Origin of the sequence: Pseudomonas sp. WS 5146 (assembly GCF_012985495.1) — a bacterium.
Classification (GTDB): domain Bacteria; phylum Pseudomonadota; class Gammaproteobacteria; order Pseudomonadales; family Pseudomonadaceae; genus Aquipseudomonas; species Aquipseudomonas edaphica.
The window spans coordinates 720,962-741,765 of the sequence record NZ_JAAQWL010000002.1; the positions used below are offsets into that span (position 1 = coordinate 720,962).

A 20,804-nucleotide genomic window follows, 5' to 3' on the forward strand; every position below is an offset into this window, starting at 1 on the left:
ATGACGTCCGCACTGTTTATTCCGGAGCTGGGCCAGTTGGCGATGATCCTCGCCCTGTGCTTCGCCATCGTCCAGGCCGTGGTGCCGTTGCTCGGCGCCTGGCGCGGCGACCGCCTGTGGATGAGCCTGGCGCAGCCGGCCGCCTGGGGCCAGTTTGCCTTTTTGGTGTTCGCGTTTGGCTGCCTGACCTACGCCTTTATGACCGACGACTTTTCCGTCGCCTATGTCGCCAATAACTCCAACAGCGCGCTGCCGTGGTACTACAAGTTCAGCGCCGTGTGGGGCGCCCACGAAGGTTCGTTGCTGCTGTGGGCCTTGATCCTTGGCGGCTGGACCTTTGCCGTATCGGTGTTCTCGCGCCAACTGCCGCAGGTCATGCTGGCCCGCGTGTTGGCGGTGATGGGCATGATCAGCATCGGCTTCCTGCTGTTTTTGATCATGACCTCCAACCCGTTCACGCGCATCCTGCCGCAGATCCCGATGGATGGGCATGACCTCAACCCGTTGTTGCAAGACATCGGCCTGATCGTGCACCCGCCGATGCTCTACATGGGCTACGTCGGTTTCTCCGTGGCCTTTGCGTTTGCCATCGCCGCCTTGCTCGGCGGGCGCCTCGATGCGGCCTGGGCGCGCTGGTCGCGGCCATGGACCATTGTGGCCTGGGCGTTCCTCGGTATCGGTATCACCCTCGGTTCGTGGTGGGCCTACTACGAACTCGGCTGGGGCGGCTGGTGGTTCTGGGACCCGGTGGAAAACGCCTCGTTCATGCCCTGGCTGGTGGGCACCGCGCTGATTCACTCGCTGGCCGTCACCGAAAAACGCGGCGTGTTCAAAAGCTGGACCGTGTTGCTGGCCATCGCCGCGTTTTCCCTCAGCCTGCTGGGTACTTTCCTGGTGCGTTCGGGCGTGTTGACCTCGGTGCATGCGTTTGCGTCCGACCCGGAGCGCGGCGTGTTCATCCTGATCTTCCTGCTGTTTGTAGTCGGCGGCTCGCTGACCCTGTTTGCGTTGCGCGCACCCGTGGTCAAGAGCCAGGTCGGCTTTAACCTGTGGTCGCGGGAAACCCTGCTGCTGGGCAATAACCTGGTGCTGGTGGTGGCCGCGTCGATGATCCTGCTCGGCACCCTGTACCCCTTGGTGCTGGACGCTTTGAGCGGCGCCAAGCTGTCCGTCGGGCCGCCGTACTTCAACGCGTTGTTTATCCCGTTGATGGGCCTGTTGATGGTGGTCATGGCCGTTGGTGTGCTGGTGCGCTGGAAAGACACGCCGGTCAAATGGCTGGCCGGCATGCTGATGCCGGTGCTGCTGGGCAGCGTGGCCCTGGCAGTGATCGCCGGGTTCGCCTACGGCGATTTCAATTGGGCGGTGCTCGCCACTTTCCTGCTGGCTGCCTGGGTATTGCTGGCCGGCGTTCGCGATATTTTCGACAAGACCCGTCACAAAGGCCTGATCAAAGGCTTGCCGACGTTGACCCGCAGCTACTGGGGCATGCAAGTCGCCCACATCGGCATCGCCGTGTGCGCCCTCGGCGTGGTGCTGTCCAGCCAGAACAGCGCTGAGCGCGACCTGCGCCTGGCGCCGGGTGAGTCCATGGACCTGGCCGGTTACCACTTCATTTTCGAAGGCGCCAAGCACTTCGAAGGCCCGAACTTCACGTCCGACAAAGGCACTGTTCGTGTCGTGCGCAACGGCAAGGAAGTGGCGGTGCTGCACCCGGAGAAACGCCTGTACACCGTGCAAAGCTCGATGATGACCGAAGCGGGTATCGACGCCGGTTTCACCCGTGACCTCTATGTGGCATTGGGTGAGCCGCTGGGCGACGGCGCCTGGGCGGTGCGCGTGCACGTCAAACCGTTTGTGCGCTGGATCTGGTTCGGCGGTTTGCTCACCGGTTTCGGCGGGTTGCTGGCCGCGCTGGACCGGCGTTATCGCGTCAAGGTCAAAAGCCGTGTGCGTGAAGCCCTCGGCCTGCAAGGAGCGGCGGCATGAAGCGTTGGTTGATGGTGTTGCCGCTGGCGGCCTTTCTGGTGATGGCAGTGTTCTTGTATCGCGGCTTGTACCTCGATCCGGCCGAGTTGCCCTCGGCGATGATCGGTAAACCCTTCCCTGCGTTCAGCCTGAAGACCGTGCAGGGCGACAAAACCCTGACCCAGGCCGACCTGCTGGGTAAACCGGCGCTGGTCAATGTGTGGGGCACCTGGTGCATTTCCTGCCGCGTTGAACACCCGGTACTGAACAAACTGGCCGAGCAGGGCGTGGTGATCTACGGCATCAACTACAAGGACGACAATGCTGCCGCCTTGAAGTGGCTGGCCGAGTTCCATAACCCCTACCAGTTGGATATCCGCGATGAGGACGGCAACCTCGGTCTCAACCTCGGTGTATACGGCGCGCCGGAAACCTTCTTCATCGATGCCAAAGGCGTGATCCGCGACAAGTATGTTGGCGTGATCGACGAAGTGGTCTGGCGCGAGCAACTGGCCGCCAAGTACCAGGCACTGGTCGATGAGGCCAAGCCATGAAGCGTCTGTTAGCCGCTGCGGTTCTTGCACTTGGACTGGTTGGCGTCGCCCATGCGGCCATCGACACCTACGAGTTCGCCAAGGACGGTGACCGTGAGCGTTTTCGCGAATTGACCAAGGAACTGCGCTGCCCCAAGTGCCAGAACCAGGACATCGCCGACTCCAACGCCCCGATCGCCGCCGACCTGCGCAAAGAGATTTTCCGCATGCTGGGGGAGGGCAAGGACAACCAGCAGATCATCGACTTCATGGTCGACCGCTACGGTGATTTCGTGCGCTACAAACCGGCCCTTACCGGCAAGACTGCGTTGCTCTGGTTCGGCCCCGCTGGGCTGTTGCTGGCCGGCGTGGTGGTGATGGCCGTGATCGTGCGCCGTCGCCGCGCTGCGCCTACTGATGGTTCCGATGCGCTCTCCCCGGATGAACGCAAACGCCTCGACCAATTGCTGGACACCAAGACTGATGATTGATTTTTGGCTCGCAGCAGGGTTGCTGCTCCTGATTGCCCTGAGTTTTCTGTTGATCCCTGTACTGCGCGGCCGCCGTGCCCAGCGTGAAGAGGACCGCACCGCACTGAACGTGGCGCTCTACCAGGAACGCGTAGCCGAGCTGCAAGTGCAGCAGGACGAAGGCGTGCTGAATGCCGCCCAGCTCGACACCGGCCGCGCCGAGGCTGCGCGTGAGTTGCTGGCTGATACCGAAGGCGTGGAAAAGCCGCGTGAATCGCGCCTGGGCAAACCACTGCCGTTGTTGGCGGCGTTTCTCGTGCCGGTCCTGGGCGTTGCGCTGTACCTGCATTACGGGGCGAGCGACAAGGTCGAGCTGACCCGCGAATTCTCCCAGCCGCCGGTGTCGATGCAAGACATGACCCAGCGCCTGGAGCGCGCCGCCGCCGCCCAGCCGGACTCGGCGGAAGGCTTGTACTTCCTCGGTCGCGCTTACATGGCTCAGGACCGTTCCGCCGATGCCGCGAAAATCTTCGAGCGCACCGTCGCTCTCGCCGGTCGCCAGCCCGAACTGCTCGGCCAATGGGCCCAGGCGCAGTACTTTGCCGACAACAAACAATGGTCGCCCAAGGTGCAGGCGCTGACCGATGAAGCCTTGAAGCTCGACCCCAAGGAAGTCACCAGCCTTGGCCTGCTGGGTATCGCCGCCTTTGAAGGTCAGCGTTATCAGGAAGCCATCGATTACTGGAACCGCCTGCTGGCCCAGTTGCCAGCGCAAGACAACTCCCGTGTCGCGCTGCAAGGCGGTATCGACCGCGCGGCCGAGAAGCTCAAGGAAAGCGGTGGCACCGTCGCGGCAAAAACCGTGATGAAAGTCCGTGTGGACCTGGCACCTGATGTGAAGGCCAAAGCCCTGCCCACCGACAGCGTGTTCATCTTCGCCCGCGCCGTGAATGGCCCTCCGGCACCGTTGGCGGCCAAGCGTGTCACCGTGGCTGAACTGCCGGTTACCGTCGAACTGGGCGATGCGGACGCAATGATGCCGCAGTTGAAACTGTCGAACTTCCCCGAAGTCCAACTGGTTGCGCGCATATCCCGGGCCGGTCAGCCGACCACTGGCGAGTGGATCGGCCGCAGCCAACCTTTGGCCAGCACTACCACTGCGCTGCAGCAACTGACCATTGACACTCCGGACAAGTAAATCGAGGAAACGCCTATGACCGCATTTGCACGTATCACCTTGCTCAGCCTGGTATTGGGGCTGAGCGCTTGTGCGGTCCATCGGCCTCCCGCACCCACCGGCCCGACCATCCCACCGTCTGGCCCGTCGACCCAACCGGGCACCAAGCCTTCCGGCCCGGTAACACCGCCGCCGAAACCTGTGCCAAGCAAGTCGCCGACCTTCGCCCCTCCACCGGGCGCCGCCAGCCACTGGGACGGCAAGATGCAGGTGTACGTGCTCGACGAACAGCCCGACACCTTCTACCGCCAACGCACCTACTACCGCTGGAGCAACGGCTGGAGCCGCTCCATCAGCCCGAACGGGCCGTGGGAAGACACCGATGTGCATGGCGTGCCGCCGGGGTTGAGCAAGCAATACGCGCAATAACAAAAGGCGACCTTTGAAAGGTCGCCTTTTTTATTACTCAACTTGAAATGCAATCCCCTGTGGGAGCTGGCTTGCCTGCGATAGCGGTGTATCAGCTACCCATCTGCCAACTGACTCACCGCTATCGCAGGCAAGCCAGCTCCCACAGTTTTGATCTCCATTTGATCTGAGATTTACGCCAGTTCTTGAATGCGGCGCGGCGCTCCGAGCCAGTGAATCACCCCAGCCACCACCCCCAACACCACCCCAAATTCCACAATCCCCACCCAACCAAACTGCGCCATCAACCACCCACTCACCGTCGCCCCAACCGCTCCACCCACAAACGTCGCGGTCATATACAAACTGTTAATCCGCCCCTGCGCCTTGAGGTCCACCGCAAACGCCCGCGTCTGATTGGCCACCAACCCGGCCTGCACACCGATATCCAGCACAACTACGCCCAGCACCAGCAAGATCAGCGAGGTCTGCGCCCCCGCCAGCAGCAAAAACGCCAAGGTCACAATCCCCACGCTGGCCCCGATCACCTTGCGACAACCCAGTTTGTCCGCCGCCCGGCCGCCATACGACGCCGCGAACGCACCCACCGCGCCGATAATCCCGAAACCACCGGCCCAGGCACTGCCCAGCTGCCACGGCCCATTGGCGAGCAACCCGGCCAAATTCACCCAAAACGCGTTGAAGCATGCCCACAACAACGCCTGCACCAACATTGATTGCCGAATCGGGCTGTTATCGCGCATCAACGGCCACAGTGAAGCCAGCAGGCGAGGGTAGGACAGGTTCGTACTCGGCACGCCCGGCGGCAGTAGCCTCGCCGCGATAAACCACACCGGGATCATGAACGCCGCCTCCATGGCGTACACCGCCCGCCAGCCATACGCCTCACCGACCACACCACTGATGGTGCGGCCGAGCAAAATCCCCAACATGATCCCGCTGACCACCGTGCCCACATTGCGCCCGCGTTCGTGGGGCTGCGACATCACTGCCGCAAAGGGCACCAGTTGCTGCGGAACGCAACACACCACGCCCAGCCCGAACGAGGCGCCGATCAACGCCCAGATACTCGGCGCAAAAGCCGCCGCCAAGGCAAAGCAGAACGCCAGCGCAATCTGCCCGAGTACCAGCTTGCGCCGGTCAAAGCGGTCGCCCATGGGCAATAAAAACGCCAACCCGGTGGCAAACCCCAGCAAGGCCGCGCCTGCCACCAGGTTGACCGTCGACACTGCGACGCCCATGTCCGAGGCGATCAACGGCAGCACCGGCTGGGTGCAGTAAATGTTGGTGACCACCGCGCCGGCGATCACCGCCATCATGATGATCTTGCCTCGCGGCGGTGCATTCTCGGATGTCATGGCGTTTGCCTCATGTCGCTGGGGGATGAGTCGCCAACCTTACGCAGTCGCGTTTATGTCGATAATCCCCTAGGATCGGGAATCATCCTTCCAAAAATTGATAGGGCGTTATGAACCGTCTTGAATCGATGTCGGTGTTTGTTGCGGTGGTGGAGGCGGGCAGCCTGTCGGCGGCTGCGCGCCAGTTGGGCATACCGCTGGCCACCGTCAGCCGTAAAGTCGCGGAACTGGAAGCTCACCTGAAATCCCGGCTGCTGCACCGCACCACGCGGCAGTTGTCGCTGACGGACGTGGGCGCTTCCTATCTGGCGGCGTGCCGGCGGATTCTCGAAGAGATCGGCGAAGCCGAACGGGCCGCCACCGGCGAATATGCCGTGCCCAAAGGCGAGCTCACGGTGACCGCGCCCATCGTGTTCGGGCGCCTGCATATCGTGCCGGTGGTGGCGGAGTTTCTGGCGCAGTACCCCGAGATCAGCGTCAACCTGGTGCTCACCGACCGCGTGGTGCACCTGATGGAAGAACAGTGCGACGTGGCCGTGCGCATTGGCGACCTGCCGGACAGCTCACTCAAGGCGGTGCAAGTCGGCACGGTGCGGCGGGTGGTGTGTGCCAGTCCTCATTATCTGCAAACCCATGGCGAACCGACCACGCCGCAGACGCTGACGGACCACAGTTGCATCACCTTTGAAGTGCTGTCCTCGGTGGGCGCGTGGGTGTTTGGGGCGGGTAAAGCGCAACAGAGCGTGCCCGTGCATTCGCGGCTGTCGGTGAACACCGCGGAAGCGGCGATTACGGCGGCAACGCTGGATGTTGGCGTGATTCGGGTGCTGTCGTATCAAGTGGCGGACGCAGTGCAAAAGGGTGATTTACAGGTGGTGCTGCAGCCCTACGAATCAGCGACGTTGCCGATCAGCTTGGTGCACAAAGGGCAGGCGCCATTGCCGCTGAAGGTGCGCGCCTTCCTGGATTTCGTCACCCCGCGACTGCGCGTGCGTGACGCAAATATCCCCTGATGTACGCACAACCAATGTGGGAGCTGGCTTGCCTGCGATACCGTTGGGTCAGTTGGCAGATGGGTAGCTGACACACCGCTATCACAGGCAAGCCAGCTCCCACACTAGATCGCCTCAGCCATCAGGCCACGGGACACTCCCGATTCAGCGCTTGATCCACCAACAATTGCGCAATCTCAACCATCTGCACCACTGCCAGCACCTGCTTGCGGCTTGATCCATCCAAGTGCTCGGCACAGTCGTAGGCACACACCGTCGCCGATTCCAGCATCTCGCTGGCATTGCTCAAGGCAACTTCGGTACTGAGGCCGGGGCGGACGGTGAAGATGATGTTCTTTGTGGCTTGTGAGGTTTCATCCGGGGTAGACGATATTGGGTTAGGCGTTACTTTTTTCATACGGATACTCCGTGAGTTATGAAAAAAGCGCTCACTTCTGTGGGCGCTAAGGCGCCTGGATCATTCGGGCTTCCACACCCGGTCGTTGATTTTGCAACGACTCGAGAAGGTTAGCGGTGAGCTATGTTCGGACGCAACCCGAAATCTGTGTAGGGCATGTCCTAACAAGAGGGCTGCTAAGAAGAGAGAGCCATACGCAGGCTACCGATCGTTCCCACGCTCTGCGTGGGAATGCATCCCGTGACGCTCTGCGTCACCGTTGCGCAAACCTTCGCCTGCTTCGGGACGCAGAGCGTCCCAGGCGGCATTCCCACGCAGAGCGTGGGAACGATCGGTCAACACTGAATACCTTAAGGCAAGCCAATCCCCTGTGGCGAGCAGGCTTGCCCTGCGTTGGGCTGCGAAGCGGCCCTAAAACCTGAGGACGCGTTCTGCCTGAATAAGCGCGGTGGTCTTATTGGGGCTGCTGCGCAGCCCAACGCAGGGCAAGCCTGCTCGCCACAACAAGACCTCTCAGGGTCGCATCCAACCTTTCACAAAACCTTCATCAATCCGCCCCCCGCCAGTCATGTGCAAGTAATAGCACTGACACCTCCCGCGCCTACTGTCGTTTGAACTCAACCGCAGCCCTTGTGTGGCTGTTCAAACCAGACAGAGAAGCCCATGACTCACGCTATCCATGTCGATCACTTGAACAAGACCTTTGCGAAGAAGTCCGCATTGGTCGACCTCGAACTCACCATTGCCGCAGGTGAGATGGTCGCGCTGATTGGCGCTTCCGGTTCCGGCAAGTCCACGTTGTTGCGCCATTTGGCGGGCCTGGCCTGTTGCGACAAGAGCAACGGTGGCAGCGTCAAGGTGTTGGGCCGGGAGGTGCAGGCCAGTGGGCGCTTGAATGGCAAGGTGCGGCGGTTGCGCGCAGACATCGGCTACATCTTCCAGCAGTTCAACCTGGTCAACCGCCTGAGCGTGCTCGACAACGTATTGCTCGGCTGCCTGGGCCGGATGCCGCGCTGGCGCGGCAACCTCGGTTTGTTCAATGCCGAGGAAAAGGCGTTTGCCCTCGAATCCCTCGCCCGCGTGGGTTTGGCCGATTTGGCCGGGCAGCGTGCTTCGACCTTGTCCGGCGGCCAGCAGCAGCGCGTGGCGATTGCCCGTGCATTGACCCAGCGCGCCGAAGTCATCCTCGCTGACGAGCCTATTGCCTCGCTGGACCCGGAGTCGGCGCGCAAGGTCATGGAGATCCTCGCCGACATCAACCGCCGCGACGGCAAGACCGTGGTGGTGACCCTGCATCAAGTCGATTACGCCATGCGTTATTGCCCGCGTGCCGTGGCCCTTAAAGGTGGGCGCATTCATTTCGACGGGCAGGGCAGCGCCATGAGCAGCCAGTTCCTCAACGATTTGTACGGTGCCGACGTCGACACCAGCCTGATGTTTTCCGACCACACCCGCACAGCCGTCGCCACGCCTCGGCTGGCCATGGCGCGCGCTTGAAACCCTACTCACGACCCACAGGAATCCCGTCCATGTTGAACCGTATCGGCCAAGTGTTTCTGTCTGCGGTGTTGCTGGCCGGCGCCGCCATGGGCACTGCCCAGGCCGCCGACAAAGCCATCAACTTCGGCATCATGTCCACCGAGTCTTCGCAGAACCTCAAGAGCATCTGGCAGCCGTTTTTGGATGACATGCACAAGAAAACAGGCCTGACCATCAACGCCACCTTCGCCTCCGACTACGCCGGTTTGATCCAGGGCATGCGCTTTAACAAGGTCGACGTGGCCTGGCTGGGCAACAAGGCGGCGATGGAAGCCGTGGACCGTTCCAACGGCGAGATCTTCGCCCAGACCGCCGCCGCCAACGGCGCCGCCGGTTACTGGAGCGTGCTGATCGTGCGCAAGGACAGCCCGATCAACAACGTCGACGACATGCTCAAGAACGCCAAGAACCTGACCTTCGGCAACGGTGACCCGAACTCCACCTCGGGCTACCTGGTGCCGGGCTACTACGTGTTCGCCAAGAACCATGTGGATGCCGCCACCGCGTTCAAACGCACGCTCAACTCCAGCCATGAAGTCAACGCACTCAGCGTGGCCAAGGGGCAGTTGGACGTGGCCACCTTCAACACCGAAAGCTGGGACCGCCTGGAAGTCACCCAGCCGGACAAAGCCGCAATGCTCAAGGTGATCTGGAAATCGCCGCTGATTCCGGCCGACCCGATGGTGTGGAGCAAGGCGCTGACGGACAGCGAGAAAACCAAGATCCGTGATTTCTTCGCCCACTACGGCGACACCGATGAAGAGAAGGCGGTGTTGAAGAACATGCAGTTGGGCAAGTTCCTCGCCTCCAACGACGACCAGCTCTTGCCGATCCGCCAGCTGGAGCTGTTCAAGCAGCGCACCACCATCAGTGCCGACAACAAGCTTGAGGCAGCCGACAAGGCCAAGAAGCTCGCCGACATCGATGCTGACCTGGCCAAGCTGCAACAGCGCATCTCCGAGCTGGACAAGAAAACTGCGGCAAACGGCTAACCCCAGTAGGAACCGGCTTTTGTGGCGAGGGAGCTTGCTCCCGCTGGGGTGCGAAGCACCCCAATAGCTGGCGACTGCTTCGCAGTCGAACGGGAGCAAGCTCCCTCGCCACAGAAAGCACACCTCACAACAACTGAGAGTGAACCCATGACTACCTTACACGCTGAAGCCGTCGGCAAGCGCACTTGGCCGCAATACCTCGGCTGGGGCCTGTTCCTGGTCCTGCTGGCCTGGGCCTGGCACGGCGCCGAGATGAACCCGCTGGCGCTGTACCGCGATTCCGGAAACATGGCGACCTTCGCCGCCGACTTCTTTCCACCCGACTTCCACGAGTGGCGCTCCTACCTCAAGGAGATGATCGTCACCGTACAAATCGCCCTGTGGGGCACGGTGCTGGCCATCGTCTGCTCGGTGCCGCTGGGCATTCTGTGCGCCGACAACATCACCCCGTGGTGGGTCCACCAACCGCTGCGCCGCGTGATGGATGCCTTCCGCTCCATCAATGAAATGGTCTTCGCCATGTTGTTCGTGGTCGCCGTCGGCCTCGGTCCTTTCGCCGGTGTTTTGGCCTTGTGGATCAGCACCACCGGCGTGCTCGCCAAGCTGTTTGCCGAAGCCGTCGAGGCCATCGACCCAGGCCCGGTAGAAGGCGTGCGAGCCACCGGCGCAAGTGCCTTGCAGGAAGTGATCTACGGCGTGATCCCGCAAGTGATGCCGCTGTGGGTGAGCTACGCGCTGTACCGCTTCGAAGCCAATGTGCGCTCGGCGACGGTGGTGGGCATGGTCGGCGCCGGCGGGATCGGCGTGATCCTCTGGGAAAACATTCGCGCCTTCCAGTTCGTACAAACCTGCGCGGTGCTGCTGGTGATCATCGTGGTGGTGAGCGGTATCGACGTGCTGTCCCAACGCCTGCGCAAGCAGTTCATCTGACGCCTGAGGGGTGCCCGCGCGGCGCTTTTTTTAAGCATGCAGTTGTCTAGACAAGATGAGCCGGTGTACCGCGAACTCGCGGATATTTTGCGCCGTGAATTGAGCAGCTACCAGGCCGGTGACTTCCTGCCCGGCGAGGTGCACATGGCCGAGCGCTTTGGCGTCAACCGCCACACCTTGCGCCGCGCCATCGACGAGCTGGTGTTTGAAGGCAGCCTGTTGCGCCGTCAGGGCAAGGGCACTCAAGTGCTCGACCGCCCGCTGATTTACTCGATGGGCGCCGAGACCTCCTACAGCCAATCGCTGTCGGCCCAGGGCGTCGGCGTGCAGGCGGTGTTGCTCAAGCGCCGCTATTGCTACGCCAGCCGCGACGAAGCCGAGCATTTGGGCATCGCCGAGATGGCCCCGATGATCGAGCTGCAAACCCTGCGCAAGCTTGATCACCAGCCCGTCAGCCTGATCCGTCATCGCTACTGCGCCAGCCGTGCGCCATTGCTGGCCGATTACAACGGCGGCTCTCTGCGCCAGTACCTGCGTGAACGAGCGCTGCCGCTGACCCGCACCCAAAGCCTGATCGGTGCGCGTTTGCCCAACCGTGATGAAGCCGCGCTGCTGATGATGCCTCGGCACTTGCCGGCCCTCACGGTGTTTACCCTTTCCTGCGATCGCGATGGCCGCCCGGTGGAGCTGGCGCAGTCCACCAGCCGTTCGGATCGCTTCCAGTACCAAGTGGTGACTTGAATGATGAGTGTGTCCCCGCGACAACATTGGATCGGCGTATTAGCCCGCGCCCAGCTCAATGAACTGCAACCCTTTGAGGCCGCGTTGAAAGACGCCGAGTACCAACTGATCCGCGCCCCGGAAATCGGCATGACTCTGGTGCGCGGGCGCATGGGCGGTGACGGCGCGGCCTTCAACGTCGGCGAAATGAGCGTGACCCGCTGCGTGGTGCGCCTGGCCGACGGCCGTACCGGCTACAGCTACCTGGCCGGGCGCGACAAGCTGCATGCCGAGTTGGCCGCGTTGGCGGACGCCCATCTGCAAGGCACGCAACCGAGCCTGTGGCTCAGCGACTTGATCACCGCCCTGGCCACTGCCCAAGCCAAACGCCGCGCCGAAAAAGAAGCTGACACCGCTGCCACCAAGGTCGAGTTCTTCACCCTGGTACGAGGAGAAAACTGATGAACGCTCAACTGTTGCAACCGGCGTTTGTCGAGCCGGTGCTGGATGCCCAGCGTGGTTTTCGTGCGGCCCTCAAGGCATTGGCCGAACCCGGTTTGATCCAGCATCTGCCGTCCGCGCCACGCCTCGACGGCCTGGCGCCCGCCACCTACGCGCTGTGCCTGGCCCTGCTGGATATGGACACGCCGCTGTGGCTGGCGCCGAGCTTCGACACGCCGCTGATCCGCGCCAACCTGGCCTTCCACTGCGGTTGCCCGCTCACCGATAAACGCGAAGACGCGGTGTTTGCGCTGCTTGGCGAGCAAGACCTGCTCGACCTCGGCGGCTTCGACCACGGCAACGACCGTTACCCGGATCAGTCCTGCACCTTGCTGGTTCAGCTTACCGACCTGGAATCCGGTCGCGGCCTGCACTGGCGCGGCCCAGGGATCAAAACCCAGCGCCTGGTCAACCTGCCGGTGCCGCAAGCCTTCTGGCAAGAGCGCCAACGCCGTGAAGCTTTCCCGCGTGGCCTGGACCTGGTGTTCACCGCCGGCCACCACCTGATCGGCCTGCCGCGCAGCAGCCGTATTGCACAGGAGCACGCCTGATGTACGTAGCCGTCAAAGGTGGCGAACAGGCCATCGACAATGCCCACCGCCTGCTGGCAAAAAAACGTCGGGGCGATACGGCCATTCCTGAACTCAGCGTGACGCAAATCCGCGAGCAATTGCCGCTGGCGGTGGCGCGGGTGATGACCGAAGGCTCGTTGTTCGACGAAGAGCTGGCTGCGCTGGCGATCAAGCAGTCAGCAGGGGATTTGGTCGAGGCGATCTTCCTGCTGCGCGCCTACCGCACCACGCTGCCGCGCTTCAGCCCGAGCCTGCCGATTGATACGTCGCAGATGTGCTTGAGCCGACGTTTGTCGGCCACGTTCAAGGACGTGCCCGGCGGCCAACTGCTCGGCCCGACCTTCGACTACACCCACCGCCTGCTGGATTTTTCGCTGCTGGCCGAAGGTCAATACCCAGGCCCGCAGACCACGACGGATGCACAAATTGACGCCTGCCCACGGGTGCTCGGTTTGCTTGCCAAAGAAGGCCTGATCAAGCACGAAGCCGACGACAACGCCAGCGTCGCCGACATCACCCGCGACCCCTTGGAATACCCGGCCAGCCGTGCCGAGCGCCTGCAAGCCCTGGCCCGTGGCGACGAAGGCTTTCTGCTGGCGCTGGGCTATTCGACTCAACGCGGTTACGGCCGCAACCACCCGTTTGCCGGTGAGATTCGCATCGGCGACGTCGAGGTGTGGATCGACCCCGAAGAGTTGGGCTTTCCCATCTGCCTGGGCAGCATCGAAGTCACCGAGTGCGAGATGGTCAACCAATTCGTCGGCTCGGCCACTGAGCTTGCGCAGTTCACCCGTGGTTACGGCCTGGCGTTCGGGCATGCCGAGCGCAAGGCCATGGGCATGGCGCTGGTCGACCGCTCGCTGCGCGCCGGGGAGTACAACGAAGAAGTCGTCTCACCGGCCCAACGCGAAGAGTTTGTGCTGGCCCATTGCGACAACGTCGAGGCGGCGGGGTTTGTTTCGCACCTCAAATTGCCTCACTACGTGGACTTCCAGTCCGAGCTGGAACTGATCCGCAAACTGCGCCAACCGGCCGAGGGCAACCGCCATGAATGACTTGACCCTACCGGCTGTGCGCGACCCGGCGTACAACTTCGCCTACCTCGACGAACAGACCAAACGCATGATCCGCCGCGCCTTGCTCAAGGCCGTGGCGATTCCCGGTTACCAAGTGCCGTTTGGCGGCCGCGAAATGCCGTTGCCTTACGGCTGGGGCACCGGCGGCATGCAATTGACCGCCGCGATCCTCGGTGATGATGACGTGCTCAAGGTGATCGACCAGGGCGCCGACGACACCACCAATGCCGTGTCGATCCGGCGCTTTTTCGCCCGCACGGCGGGGGTTGCCACCACCGAAGCGACGCCCGACGCCAGCGTGATCCAGACCCGCCACCGCATCCCGGAAACGGCGCTGCAGGCCGGTCAGATCATGGTTTACCAGGTGCCGATCCCCGAGCCGCTGCGCTTTATCGAACCCTCGGAAACCGAGACCCGCACCATGCACGCCCTCAACGACTACGGGGTGATGCACGTCAAACTCTACGAAGACATCGCCACCTTCGGCCATATCGCCACCAGCTACGCCTACCCGGTGATGGTCGATGAGCGCTACGTGATGGACCCGTCGCCGATCCCCAAATTCGACAACCCCAAACTCGACATGAGCCCGGCGCTGATGTTGTTCGGCGCCGGTCGCGAAAAGCGCCTGTACGCGGTGCCGCCGTACACCCGGGTCACCAGCCTGGACTTCGAAGACCATCCGTTCGAAGTGCAGCAGTGGGAACACAACTGCGCCATCTGCGGCAGCCACGATTCCTTCCTCGACGAGCTGATTCTCGACGACGCGGGAACCCAGAGTTTTGTGTGTTCCGACACCTGGTATTGCGCCCAACGCGTCAAGGAGAACAACCAGTGAGCCAGCCTTTGCTTCAAGTACGTGACCTGTCGTTGCTGTACGGCCCGGAGAAGGGTTGCCAGGGCGTGAGCTTTGATCTTTACCCTGGCGAAGTGCTGGGAATTGTCGGCGAATCCGGCTCAGGTAAATCCACCTTGCTCTCGCTGCTGAGCGGGCGTTTGCCGCCGCAAGCGGGCAGCATCGGCTACCGCAGCAAGGACGGCGAATGGCTGGATTTGTACAGCGCCAGTGAAGCCGAGCGCCGCACCTTGCTGCGCACCGAGTGGGGCTTTGTCGAGCAGAACCCACGGGACGGCCTGCGCATGGGCGTGTCGGCCGGTGCCAACATCGGCGAACGCCTGATGGCCCAAGGCGTGCGCAACTACGCGCAACTGCGCGGCGCCGGTCTGGATTGGCTCGGCCAGGTGGAAATCGACCCGCAGCGCATCGACGATTTGCCGCGCACCTTCTCGGGCGGCATGCAGCAGCGCCTGCAAATCGCCCGCAACCTCGTCTCCAGCCCGCGCCTGGTGTTTATGGACGAACCCACCGGCGGCCTGGATGTGTCGGTGCAAGCGCGCCTGCTCGACCTGTTGCGCGGCCTGGTACGTGAGCTGGATTTGGCGGTGGTGATCGTCACCCACGACCTGGCCGTTGCGCGTTTGCTCGCCGACCGCCTGATGGTGATGCGCCGCTCCCATGTGGTGGAAACCGGGCTCACTGACCAGATCCTCGATGATCCACAGCACCCTTACTCTCAACTGCTGGTGTCTTCGGTATTGCAGCCATGACAAATGCCTTGATCGAGGTCCGTGACCTCTCGAAAACCTTCACCCTGCATCAGCAACACGGCGTGGTGCTTAACGTGTTGCGCGGTGTGGCGTTCAGTGTGCAGGGCGGTGAGTGCCTGGTGCTGCATGGCCAGTCCGGCGCGGGTAAAAGCACCTTGCTGCGCACCCTGTACGGCAACTACCTGCCGGCGGGCGGCAGTATTCGTGTGCAGCATGCCGGTGAGTGGCTGGAGCTGGTCGGCGCCGAGCCGCGTGACATTCTCCAGGTGCGCCAGCAGACCCTCGGTTACGTCAGCCAGTTTCTGCGCGTCATCCCCCGCGTGGCCTGCCTGGACGTGGTGATGGAGCCGGCCCTGGCACGTGGTTGGCCGAAGGCCGATGCACAGGCCCGCGCCGAACAGCTGCTCACGCGCCTGAACATCCCGCAGCGCTTGTGGCAACTGGCGCCCGGCACCTTCTCCGGTGGCGAACAACAGCGCGTCAATATCGCCCGGGGCTTCATGGTCGCCTGGCCGGTGATGTTGCTGGACGAACCTACCGCGTCCCTGGACGACAGCAACCGCCAAGTGGTGCTGGAACTGATGAACGAAGCCAAGGCCGCCGGCGCGGCGCTGATCGGCATCTTCCACGACCGCGCCGCTCGTGAAGCGGTCGCCGACCGCCATTTCGACATGACCCCATCGCCCGTTGCTCAAGAGGAATACGCCCATGCCCGCTGAACAGATCCTCACCCATGCCCAGGTCGTCACGGCTGAGCGCATGTTCCTGGGCACGGTGGTGCTGCGCGACGGCAAGATTGTCGACATCGCCGAAGGCCGCAGCCAGTTGCCCCAGGCCCAGGACCTGGGCGGCGATTGCCTGCTGCCGGGCCTGGTGGAGCTGCACACCGACAACCTGGAAAAACACATGACCCCGCGCCCAGGCGTGGATTGGCCGTCGATCTCGGCGGTGCTCAGCCATGATGCGCAAATCATCGCGGCGGGGATCACTACAGTGTTCGACGCGGTGTCCATCGGCGATGTGAACCCCAAGGGCAACCGCATGAAAAAGCTGCCGGCGATGCTCGACGCGATCGCCCAGGCTGAAGACGCCGGCCTGACCCGCGCCGAACACCACCTGCACCTGCGCTGCGAGCTGTGCCACCCGGACACCCTCAGCGTGTTCCGCGACCTGGTGGAAAACCCGCTGGTGCGCCTGGTGTCGGTGATGGACCATTCGCCGGGCCAGCGACAGTTCGTGCTCGAATCCAAGTACCGTGAGTACTACATGGGCAAGTACCACCTCAACGACGAAACCATGGACGCGTTTATCGTGCTGCAAATGGCCAATTCCAAGCAATACAGCGACCGCTATCGCGCCGCCATTGTTGCGCATTGCCTGGAACGCGGCCTGTCGGTGGCCAGCCATGACGACGCGACGCTGGCGCATGTGGAGGAGTCGGCGGGCTATGGCATGACCATTGCTGAATTCCCCACCACACTTGAGGCGGCCAAGGGCTGCCAGGCGCTGAACATGAAAGTGCTGATGGGCGCGCCGAACGTGGTGCGCGGAGGGTCGCACTCGGGTAATGTGGCCGCCGCCGGCCTGGCTGCCGAGGGATTGCTGGATATACTTTCCAGTGATTACTACCCGGCCAGCCTGTTGCAGGCGGCCTTTGTGCTGGCCGATCAACAGGATGGCGGCGACCTGTCGCGGGCCGTCAAGATGATCAGCCTGGCGCCTGCACAAGCGGCGGGCCTCAATGATCGCGGTGAAATTGCCATTGGCCTGCGAGCGGATTTGGTGCAAGCCCGCCGCTGCGAGGGGCTTCCTGTAGTGCAACAAGTCTGGCGACAAGCGAAGAGGGTGTTTTGATGGCAGGCAGGTTGATCTATCTCATCGGGCCATCCGGTTCGGGCAAGGACAGCCTGCTGGATGCCGCACGCCCGCGCTTGGCCGAGCGCGGCTGCCGCATTGTGCGCCGGGTGATCACCCGCTCGCCGGAAGCGGTGGGCGAGGCCGCACAAGGGGTGAGCCCGGAGCAGTTCGCCGCGATGCAGGCCGAGGGCGCGTTTGCCCTCAGTTGGCAGGCCAATGGCTTGTGGTATGGCATTCCCAAGGCCATCGACGAATGGCTGGCGGCGGGGGACGATGTGCTGGTCAATGGTTCGCGTGCGCACCTGGCACAAACCCGCGAGCGCTATCCGAGCTTGCTGGTATTGCTGTTGACGGTGGATCAGGCCGTATTGCGCCAGCGCCTGATGGCACGCGGGCGCGAGTCCCAGGCCGATATCGAGGAACGCCTGGCGCGCAATGCGCGGTTCACCGCCGATTTGATCGCGGGTAATGGCGCCGGGTTGTTTGTGCTCGACAATTCCGGCCCGCTGGAAAACACCGTCGAGCGCTTGCTGTGCTGCCTCGATCACGGGCATACCGCATGCGCCTGACCTTGCTGGGCACTGGTGACGCGCGGCAAGTCCCGGTGTATGGCTGCGAGTGCGCGGCGTGCGGTTTGGCGCGCACCGATGCCAGCCTGCGCCGCCGCCCGTGCAGCGCGTTGATCGAGTGCGGCGAGCAGCGCTGGTTGATCGACAGCGGCTTGCCCGACCTCTGCGAACGCTTCCCGCCACGCAGCTTCAACGGGATTTTGCAGACCCACTATCACGCCGATCATGCGCAGGGTTTGTTGCACCTGCGCTGGGGCCAGGGCTTGATCATTCCGGTACACGGCCCCGCCGACCCGGAGGGTTTGTCCGAACTCTACAAACATCCGGGCATCCTCGATTTCAGCCAGCCGTTTGCCGAGTTTGAAACACGGCAGTTTGGTGAGCTGAGCGTCACTGCATTGCCGTTGCAACATTCAAAACCGACCTTGGGTTATCTGCTGGAAGGCGAGGGGCGGCGCATCGCCTACCTCACCGACACGGTGGGTTTGCCGCCGGCCACGCTGGCCTGGTTGCAACGGCAGCCGTTGGACGTGTTGGTGCTCGACTGCTCCATGCCGCCGCAGCCGCAAGCGCCGCGTAACCACAATGACCTGACGTTGGCGTTGCAGGGCATTGAGGAGACGGGTGCGCAGTTGGGCGTTTTGACCCATGTGGGGCACACCTTGGATGCGTGGCTGCTGGAGCACCGACGCGAGTTGCCACGGCATGTGACGGTGGCCTGGGATGGCCGGATTATTTGAACACCGCATAACCCTGTGGGAGCTGGCTTGCCTGCGATGGCATCAACTCGGTGTGCCTGATGTGCAGAGGTGCCTGCATCGCAGGCAAGCCAGCTCCCACATTTAGACTGTGTTGCATCAGGTAGATAGGCTTTTGCTTTGCACTTGATCTGGCTCTTGCTTCAACCACTCGACTCCAAAGCGCGCTGCAAACGCCTTGCGCCCCTTGGCGGTGACCCCCAGCGCGCGGCTGTCCAGATCCTGAGTCACCCACCCACGACGAATCACGCACTGCAAGACCGCTGCGCCCAATGCCCCGGCCAAATGCGGGCGGCGCATGCTCCAGTCCAGGCAGGCACAGGCGAAACGCCGACGTTGCGCGCGTAACGCAGGCATATTCAGCCCCAACGCGATCATTGCGGTTTCGCCGGGGGCCGTCAGTGCATAGGTGCCGTCGCCAACCAGCCAACCAGAGGCAATGAAATGGTCGTGCAGGTGCACCGCCAGCGTGCCGGCCATGTGGTCGTAGCAGGTGCGTGCGAGCTGCAGGCGGTTGGGCGTGCTGGGGACAAATGCTTGGGCGGTGTTGCGGCTGATCACCATCAACCCTTCGATGGCCTGGGCCACGTGTGCGCCGGCGAGGCTGTAGTAGCGGTGTCGGCCCTGGGTGTGCAGCTTGAGCAGGCCATCGTCCTTGAGCCTGGCCAAGTGGGCGCTGGCCGTCGAGGTGCTGACGCCGGCAATCACGGCCATCTCGGTACTGGTGCGCGCATGGTCATCCATCAGCGCGCAGAGCATTTTTGTGCGCGCAGGCTCTGCTATCGCACCGGCGATTTGTGAGAGTGCCGCGTCATCATCAAAGGCGTTCATATTTCGTTCCTGAACGAATCATTGCCGCGTGGGAGGGCCGATAGTAACGCTTCTTTAAGCACAGGACGTCCCGGATGACACCGCTGCAAGCCGCTACCCATGTTGATCCCTATCCGTATTACGCAAGCCTGCGTCGCCATGAAGAACTGCTGTTCGATGCCGAGTTGGGGCTGTGGGTCGCCAGCCGCGCCAAGACGGTGGAGGCGGTGCTGACACACCCGGATTGTCGCGTACGCCCGTTGCATGAGCCGGTGCCCAAGGCGCTTGCACAGGGCGCGGCAGGACAGGTTTTTGCGCGGTTGATGCGCATGAACGAAGGCCCGGCGCATCGATGCCCGCGGGCGGCGATTGAACCGGCGTTGGCGGCGGTGGAGGCGTCGGCCATTGCTGAACGGGTCGCTCGGTTGATCGGCAGCGTGCAGACCCTGGATGCGCTGATGTTTACCTTGCCCGTCTCGGTGGTCGCGTCGCTGCTGGGATGCCCGGCGCCACAGCTGGCGTGTGTCGCCGGGCTAACGCGGGCGTTTGTCGCCGGCCTTTCACCGCTGAGCAGTGAAGCGCAGTTGTGCAATGCGCAGGCCGGCGCGTCGCAGTTGCAGCAGATGTTTTGTGCGGTGTTGGAAGAAACAGCGCTGCTGGCTCATATCCGCACTGGCAACTGGGAAAGTGCGCAGGTATTGACGGCCAATTTGATCGGCCTGTTGTCGCAGACCTGCGAAGCCAGCGCCGGGTTGATCGGCAACTCACTGGTGATGCTCGCGCGGCACCCTGAGCGGGTTGCGCAGATTATGCGCACGCCAGCCCTCGCCACGGCGCTGGTGGAGGAGGTGGCGCGTTACGATTCACCGGTGCAAAACACACGGCGATTCGTGGCGGCGCGCTGCACCATCGGCAACCGGGTGTTGGCGGCGGGAGAGAGTGTTTTAGTCCTGCTGGCGTCGGCCAATCGGGACGCTGAGGCCAACCCCAATCCTGATAGCTTCCAGTTGGAGCGCGCGCAACGGCGGCTGTTCAGCTTTGGTATCGGGCGCCATCAGTGCCCAGGCCAACAGATGGCGTTGACGATCGCCGCGCAAGCGCTGTTGGGTTTGTTGCGTCATCAGCCTGCCTTGCTGGCGGACGCTGGCCGGTTCAGCTACTGGCCCTCGCTTAACGGCCGTATCCCCAGGTTCAGTGCCGCGACGCTAAGCCAGTAACTCTTCTGCATTTCAATATTCAGCAAAACACCCGGCAGTCCGACTAACAAAAACTGTGCTTGAGTAAAGATAACTCTAGGGTTACTTTTATTCGGGCCAAGCCAAGGAGGCAGGGGTGCAAAGCAGGTTATTGATCAAGGAGCTGCAAGAGGCGGGTTGGGTGCTGGATCGGGTCACGGGCAGTCATCATGTTTTTACCCACCGCTATAACCCGTACACGATCCCGGTGCCTCCTCCCAAAAAGGACCTGCCTATGGGCACGGTCCGCAGCATCAGAAAGCGCGCCGGGCTGATTCAGTTTTAAGGAGAG

24 protein-coding genes are annotated in these 20,804 nt (G+C 62.7%); 21 read left to right on the plus strand and 3 right to left on the minus strand.

Annotated elements, in window-relative coordinates; translation table 11 throughout:
* Genes HBO41_RS07955 through HBO41_RS07975 form a run of 5 tightly spaced genes read left to right on the plus strand, consistent with a single transcriptional unit; the run spans position 1 to position 4,577 of the window.
* Entirely contained in the window at positions 1-1,989 is a 1,989-nt protein-coding gene (locus HBO41_RS07955) for a heme lyase CcmF/NrfE family subunit (protein WP_017136198.1), read from the plus strand.
* On the plus strand, positions 1,986-2,522 hold the full coding sequence (locus HBO41_RS07960; RefSeq protein ID WP_017136199.1) for a DsbE family thiol:disulfide interchange protein: 537 nt from the start codon (positions 1,986-1,988) through the stop codon (positions 2,520-2,522). The genes HBO41_RS07955 and HBO41_RS07960 overlap by 4 nt, the downstream gene beginning before the upstream one ends.
* A complete protein-coding gene (locus HBO41_RS07965; RefSeq protein ID WP_017136200.1) occupies positions 2,519-2,992 on the plus strand; it encodes a cytochrome c-type biogenesis protein in 474 nt (157 codons plus the stop codon). Before HBO41_RS07960 ends, HBO41_RS07965 begins: the two co-directional genes overlap by 4 nt.
* Positions 2,985-4,169: a c-type cytochrome biogenesis protein CcmI gene (gene ccmI / locus HBO41_RS07970; RefSeq protein WP_169985712.1), complete on the plus strand. Its 1,185-nt coding sequence runs from the start codon at positions 2,985-2,987 to the stop codon at positions 4,167-4,169. Before HBO41_RS07965 ends, ccmI begins: the two co-directional genes overlap by 8 nt.
* Positions 4,170-4,184: 15 nt before the next feature.
* On the plus strand, positions 4,185-4,577 hold the full coding sequence (locus tag HBO41_RS07975; protein WP_099549051.1) for a hypothetical protein: 393 nt from the start codon (positions 4,185-4,187) through the stop codon (positions 4,575-4,577).
* A 173-nt stretch (positions 4,578-4,750) separates the two neighbouring features.
* Here HBO41_RS07975 and HBO41_RS07980 read toward each other — a convergent pair whose 3' ends face one another.
* A complete protein-coding gene (locus tag HBO41_RS07980; protein ID WP_017136203.1) occupies positions 4,751-5,935 on the minus strand; it encodes an MFS transporter in 1,185 nt (394 codons plus the stop codon).
* 110 nt (positions 5,936-6,045) lie between these two features.
* Between HBO41_RS07980 and HBO41_RS07985 the strand changes: the two genes are divergently transcribed.
* Complete coding sequence (locus tag HBO41_RS07985) at positions 6,046-6,948, plus strand: LysR family transcriptional regulator (protein WP_169985714.1); 903 nt, start codon at positions 6,046-6,048, stop codon at positions 6,946-6,948.
* A 121-nt stretch (positions 6,949-7,069) separates the two neighbouring features.
* Here HBO41_RS07985 and HBO41_RS07990 read toward each other — a convergent pair whose 3' ends face one another.
* Positions 7,070-7,345, minus strand: coding sequence for a DUF6124 family protein (locus HBO41_RS07990; RefSeq protein WP_138454414.1), 276 nt, complete (start codon positions 7,343-7,345; stop codon positions 7,070-7,072).
* 663 nt (positions 7,346-8,008) lie between these two features.
* Between HBO41_RS07990 and phnC the strand changes: the two genes are divergently transcribed.
* From phnC to phnP, 13 genes are all read left to right on the plus strand, one after another.
* A complete protein-coding gene (gene phnC / locus HBO41_RS07995) occupies positions 8,009-8,842 on the plus strand; it encodes a phosphonate ABC transporter ATP-binding protein (protein WP_017136206.1) in 834 nt (277 codons plus the stop codon).
* 32 nt (positions 8,843-8,874) lie between these two features.
* A complete protein-coding gene (gene phnD / locus HBO41_RS08000) occupies positions 8,875-9,876 on the plus strand; it encodes a phosphonate ABC transporter substrate-binding protein (RefSeq protein ID WP_099549047.1) in 1,002 nt (333 codons plus the stop codon).
* 147 nt (positions 9,877-10,023) lie between these two features.
* Positions 10,024-10,806 (plus strand): phosphonate ABC transporter, permease protein PhnE, encoded by a 783-nt coding sequence (gene phnE, locus HBO41_RS08005; RefSeq protein WP_056857139.1) that lies wholly within the window; start codon positions 10,024-10,026, stop codon positions 10,804-10,806.
* 36 nt (positions 10,807-10,842) lie between these two features.
* The gene (gene phnF / locus HBO41_RS08010) at positions 10,843-11,547 is read left to right on the plus strand and encodes a phosphonate metabolism transcriptional regulator PhnF (RefSeq protein ID WP_169985717.1); all 705 of its coding nucleotides are present in this window, start codon (positions 10,843-10,845) and stop codon (positions 11,545-11,547) included.
* A 3-nt stretch (positions 11,548-11,550) separates the two neighbouring features.
* Complete coding sequence (gene phnG / locus HBO41_RS08015; RefSeq protein ID WP_169985719.1) at positions 11,551-11,988, plus strand: phosphonate C-P lyase system protein PhnG; 438 nt, start codon at positions 11,551-11,553, stop codon at positions 11,986-11,988.
* On the plus strand, positions 11,988-12,578 hold the full coding sequence (gene phnH / locus HBO41_RS08020; protein ID WP_017136211.1) for a phosphonate C-P lyase system protein PhnH: 591 nt from the start codon (positions 11,988-11,990) through the stop codon (positions 12,576-12,578). The genes phnG and phnH overlap by 1 nt, the downstream gene beginning before the upstream one ends.
* Complete coding sequence (locus tag HBO41_RS08025; protein ID WP_169985721.1) at positions 12,578-13,654, plus strand: carbon-phosphorus lyase complex subunit PhnI; 1,077 nt, start codon at positions 12,578-12,580, stop codon at positions 13,652-13,654. Before phnH ends, HBO41_RS08025 begins: the two co-directional genes overlap by 1 nt.
* The gene (locus tag HBO41_RS08030; protein ID WP_017136213.1) at positions 13,647-14,513 is read left to right on the plus strand and encodes an alpha-D-ribose 1-methylphosphonate 5-phosphate C-P-lyase PhnJ; all 867 of its coding nucleotides are present in this window, start codon (positions 13,647-13,649) and stop codon (positions 14,511-14,513) included. Before HBO41_RS08025 ends, HBO41_RS08030 begins: the two co-directional genes overlap by 8 nt.
* The gene (gene phnK, locus HBO41_RS08035) at positions 14,474-15,283 is read left to right on the plus strand and encodes a phosphonate C-P lyase system protein PhnK (RefSeq protein ID WP_169985863.1); all 810 of its coding nucleotides are present in this window, start codon (positions 14,474-14,476) and stop codon (positions 15,281-15,283) included. The genes HBO41_RS08030 and phnK overlap by 40 nt, the downstream gene beginning before the upstream one ends.
* Positions 15,280-16,002 carry a phosphonate C-P lyase system protein PhnL gene (phnL, locus tag HBO41_RS08040; RefSeq protein ID WP_169985723.1) on the plus strand — a complete coding sequence of 241 codons (723 nt, stop codon included), beginning with the start codon at positions 15,280-15,282 and terminating at the stop codon, positions 16,000-16,002. The genes phnK and phnL overlap by 4 nt, the downstream gene beginning before the upstream one ends.
* Complete coding sequence (locus HBO41_RS08045; RefSeq protein WP_169985725.1) at positions 15,992-17,137, plus strand: alpha-D-ribose 1-methylphosphonate 5-triphosphate diphosphatase; 1,146 nt, start codon at positions 15,992-15,994, stop codon at positions 17,135-17,137. Before phnL ends, HBO41_RS08045 begins: the two co-directional genes overlap by 11 nt.
* The gene (gene phnN, locus HBO41_RS08050) at positions 17,137-17,709 is read left to right on the plus strand and encodes a phosphonate metabolism protein/1,5-bisphosphokinase (PRPP-forming) PhnN (protein ID WP_169985727.1); all 573 of its coding nucleotides are present in this window, start codon (positions 17,137-17,139) and stop codon (positions 17,707-17,709) included. The genes HBO41_RS08045 and phnN overlap by 1 nt, the downstream gene beginning before the upstream one ends.
* Positions 17,700-18,449 (plus strand): phosphonate metabolism protein PhnP, encoded by a 750-nt coding sequence (phnP, locus tag HBO41_RS08055; protein WP_169985729.1) that lies wholly within the window; start codon positions 17,700-17,702, stop codon positions 18,447-18,449. The genes phnN and phnP overlap by 10 nt, the downstream gene beginning before the upstream one ends.
* A gap of 117 nt (positions 18,450-18,566) precedes the next feature.
* Here phnP and HBO41_RS08060 read toward each other — a convergent pair whose 3' ends face one another.
* Positions 18,567-19,298 carry a helix-turn-helix transcriptional regulator gene (locus HBO41_RS08060; protein ID WP_169985731.1) on the minus strand — a complete coding sequence of 244 codons (732 nt, stop codon included), beginning with the start codon at positions 19,296-19,298 and terminating at the stop codon, positions 18,567-18,569.
* A 74-nt stretch (positions 19,299-19,372) separates the two neighbouring features.
* On the opposite strand from HBO41_RS08060, the gene HBO41_RS08065 reads away from it, so the two are divergent.
* Positions 19,373-20,494 (plus strand): cytochrome P450, encoded by a 1,122-nt coding sequence (locus HBO41_RS08065; protein ID WP_138453469.1) that lies wholly within the window; start codon positions 19,373-19,375, stop codon positions 20,492-20,494.
* 115 nt (positions 20,495-20,609) lie between these two features.
* The gene (locus HBO41_RS08070; RefSeq protein WP_169985733.1) at positions 20,610-20,798 is read left to right on the plus strand and encodes a type II toxin-antitoxin system HicA family toxin; all 189 of its coding nucleotides are present in this window, start codon (positions 20,610-20,612) and stop codon (positions 20,796-20,798) included.
* The last annotated feature ends 6 nt before the right edge of the window (positions 20,799-20,804 follow it).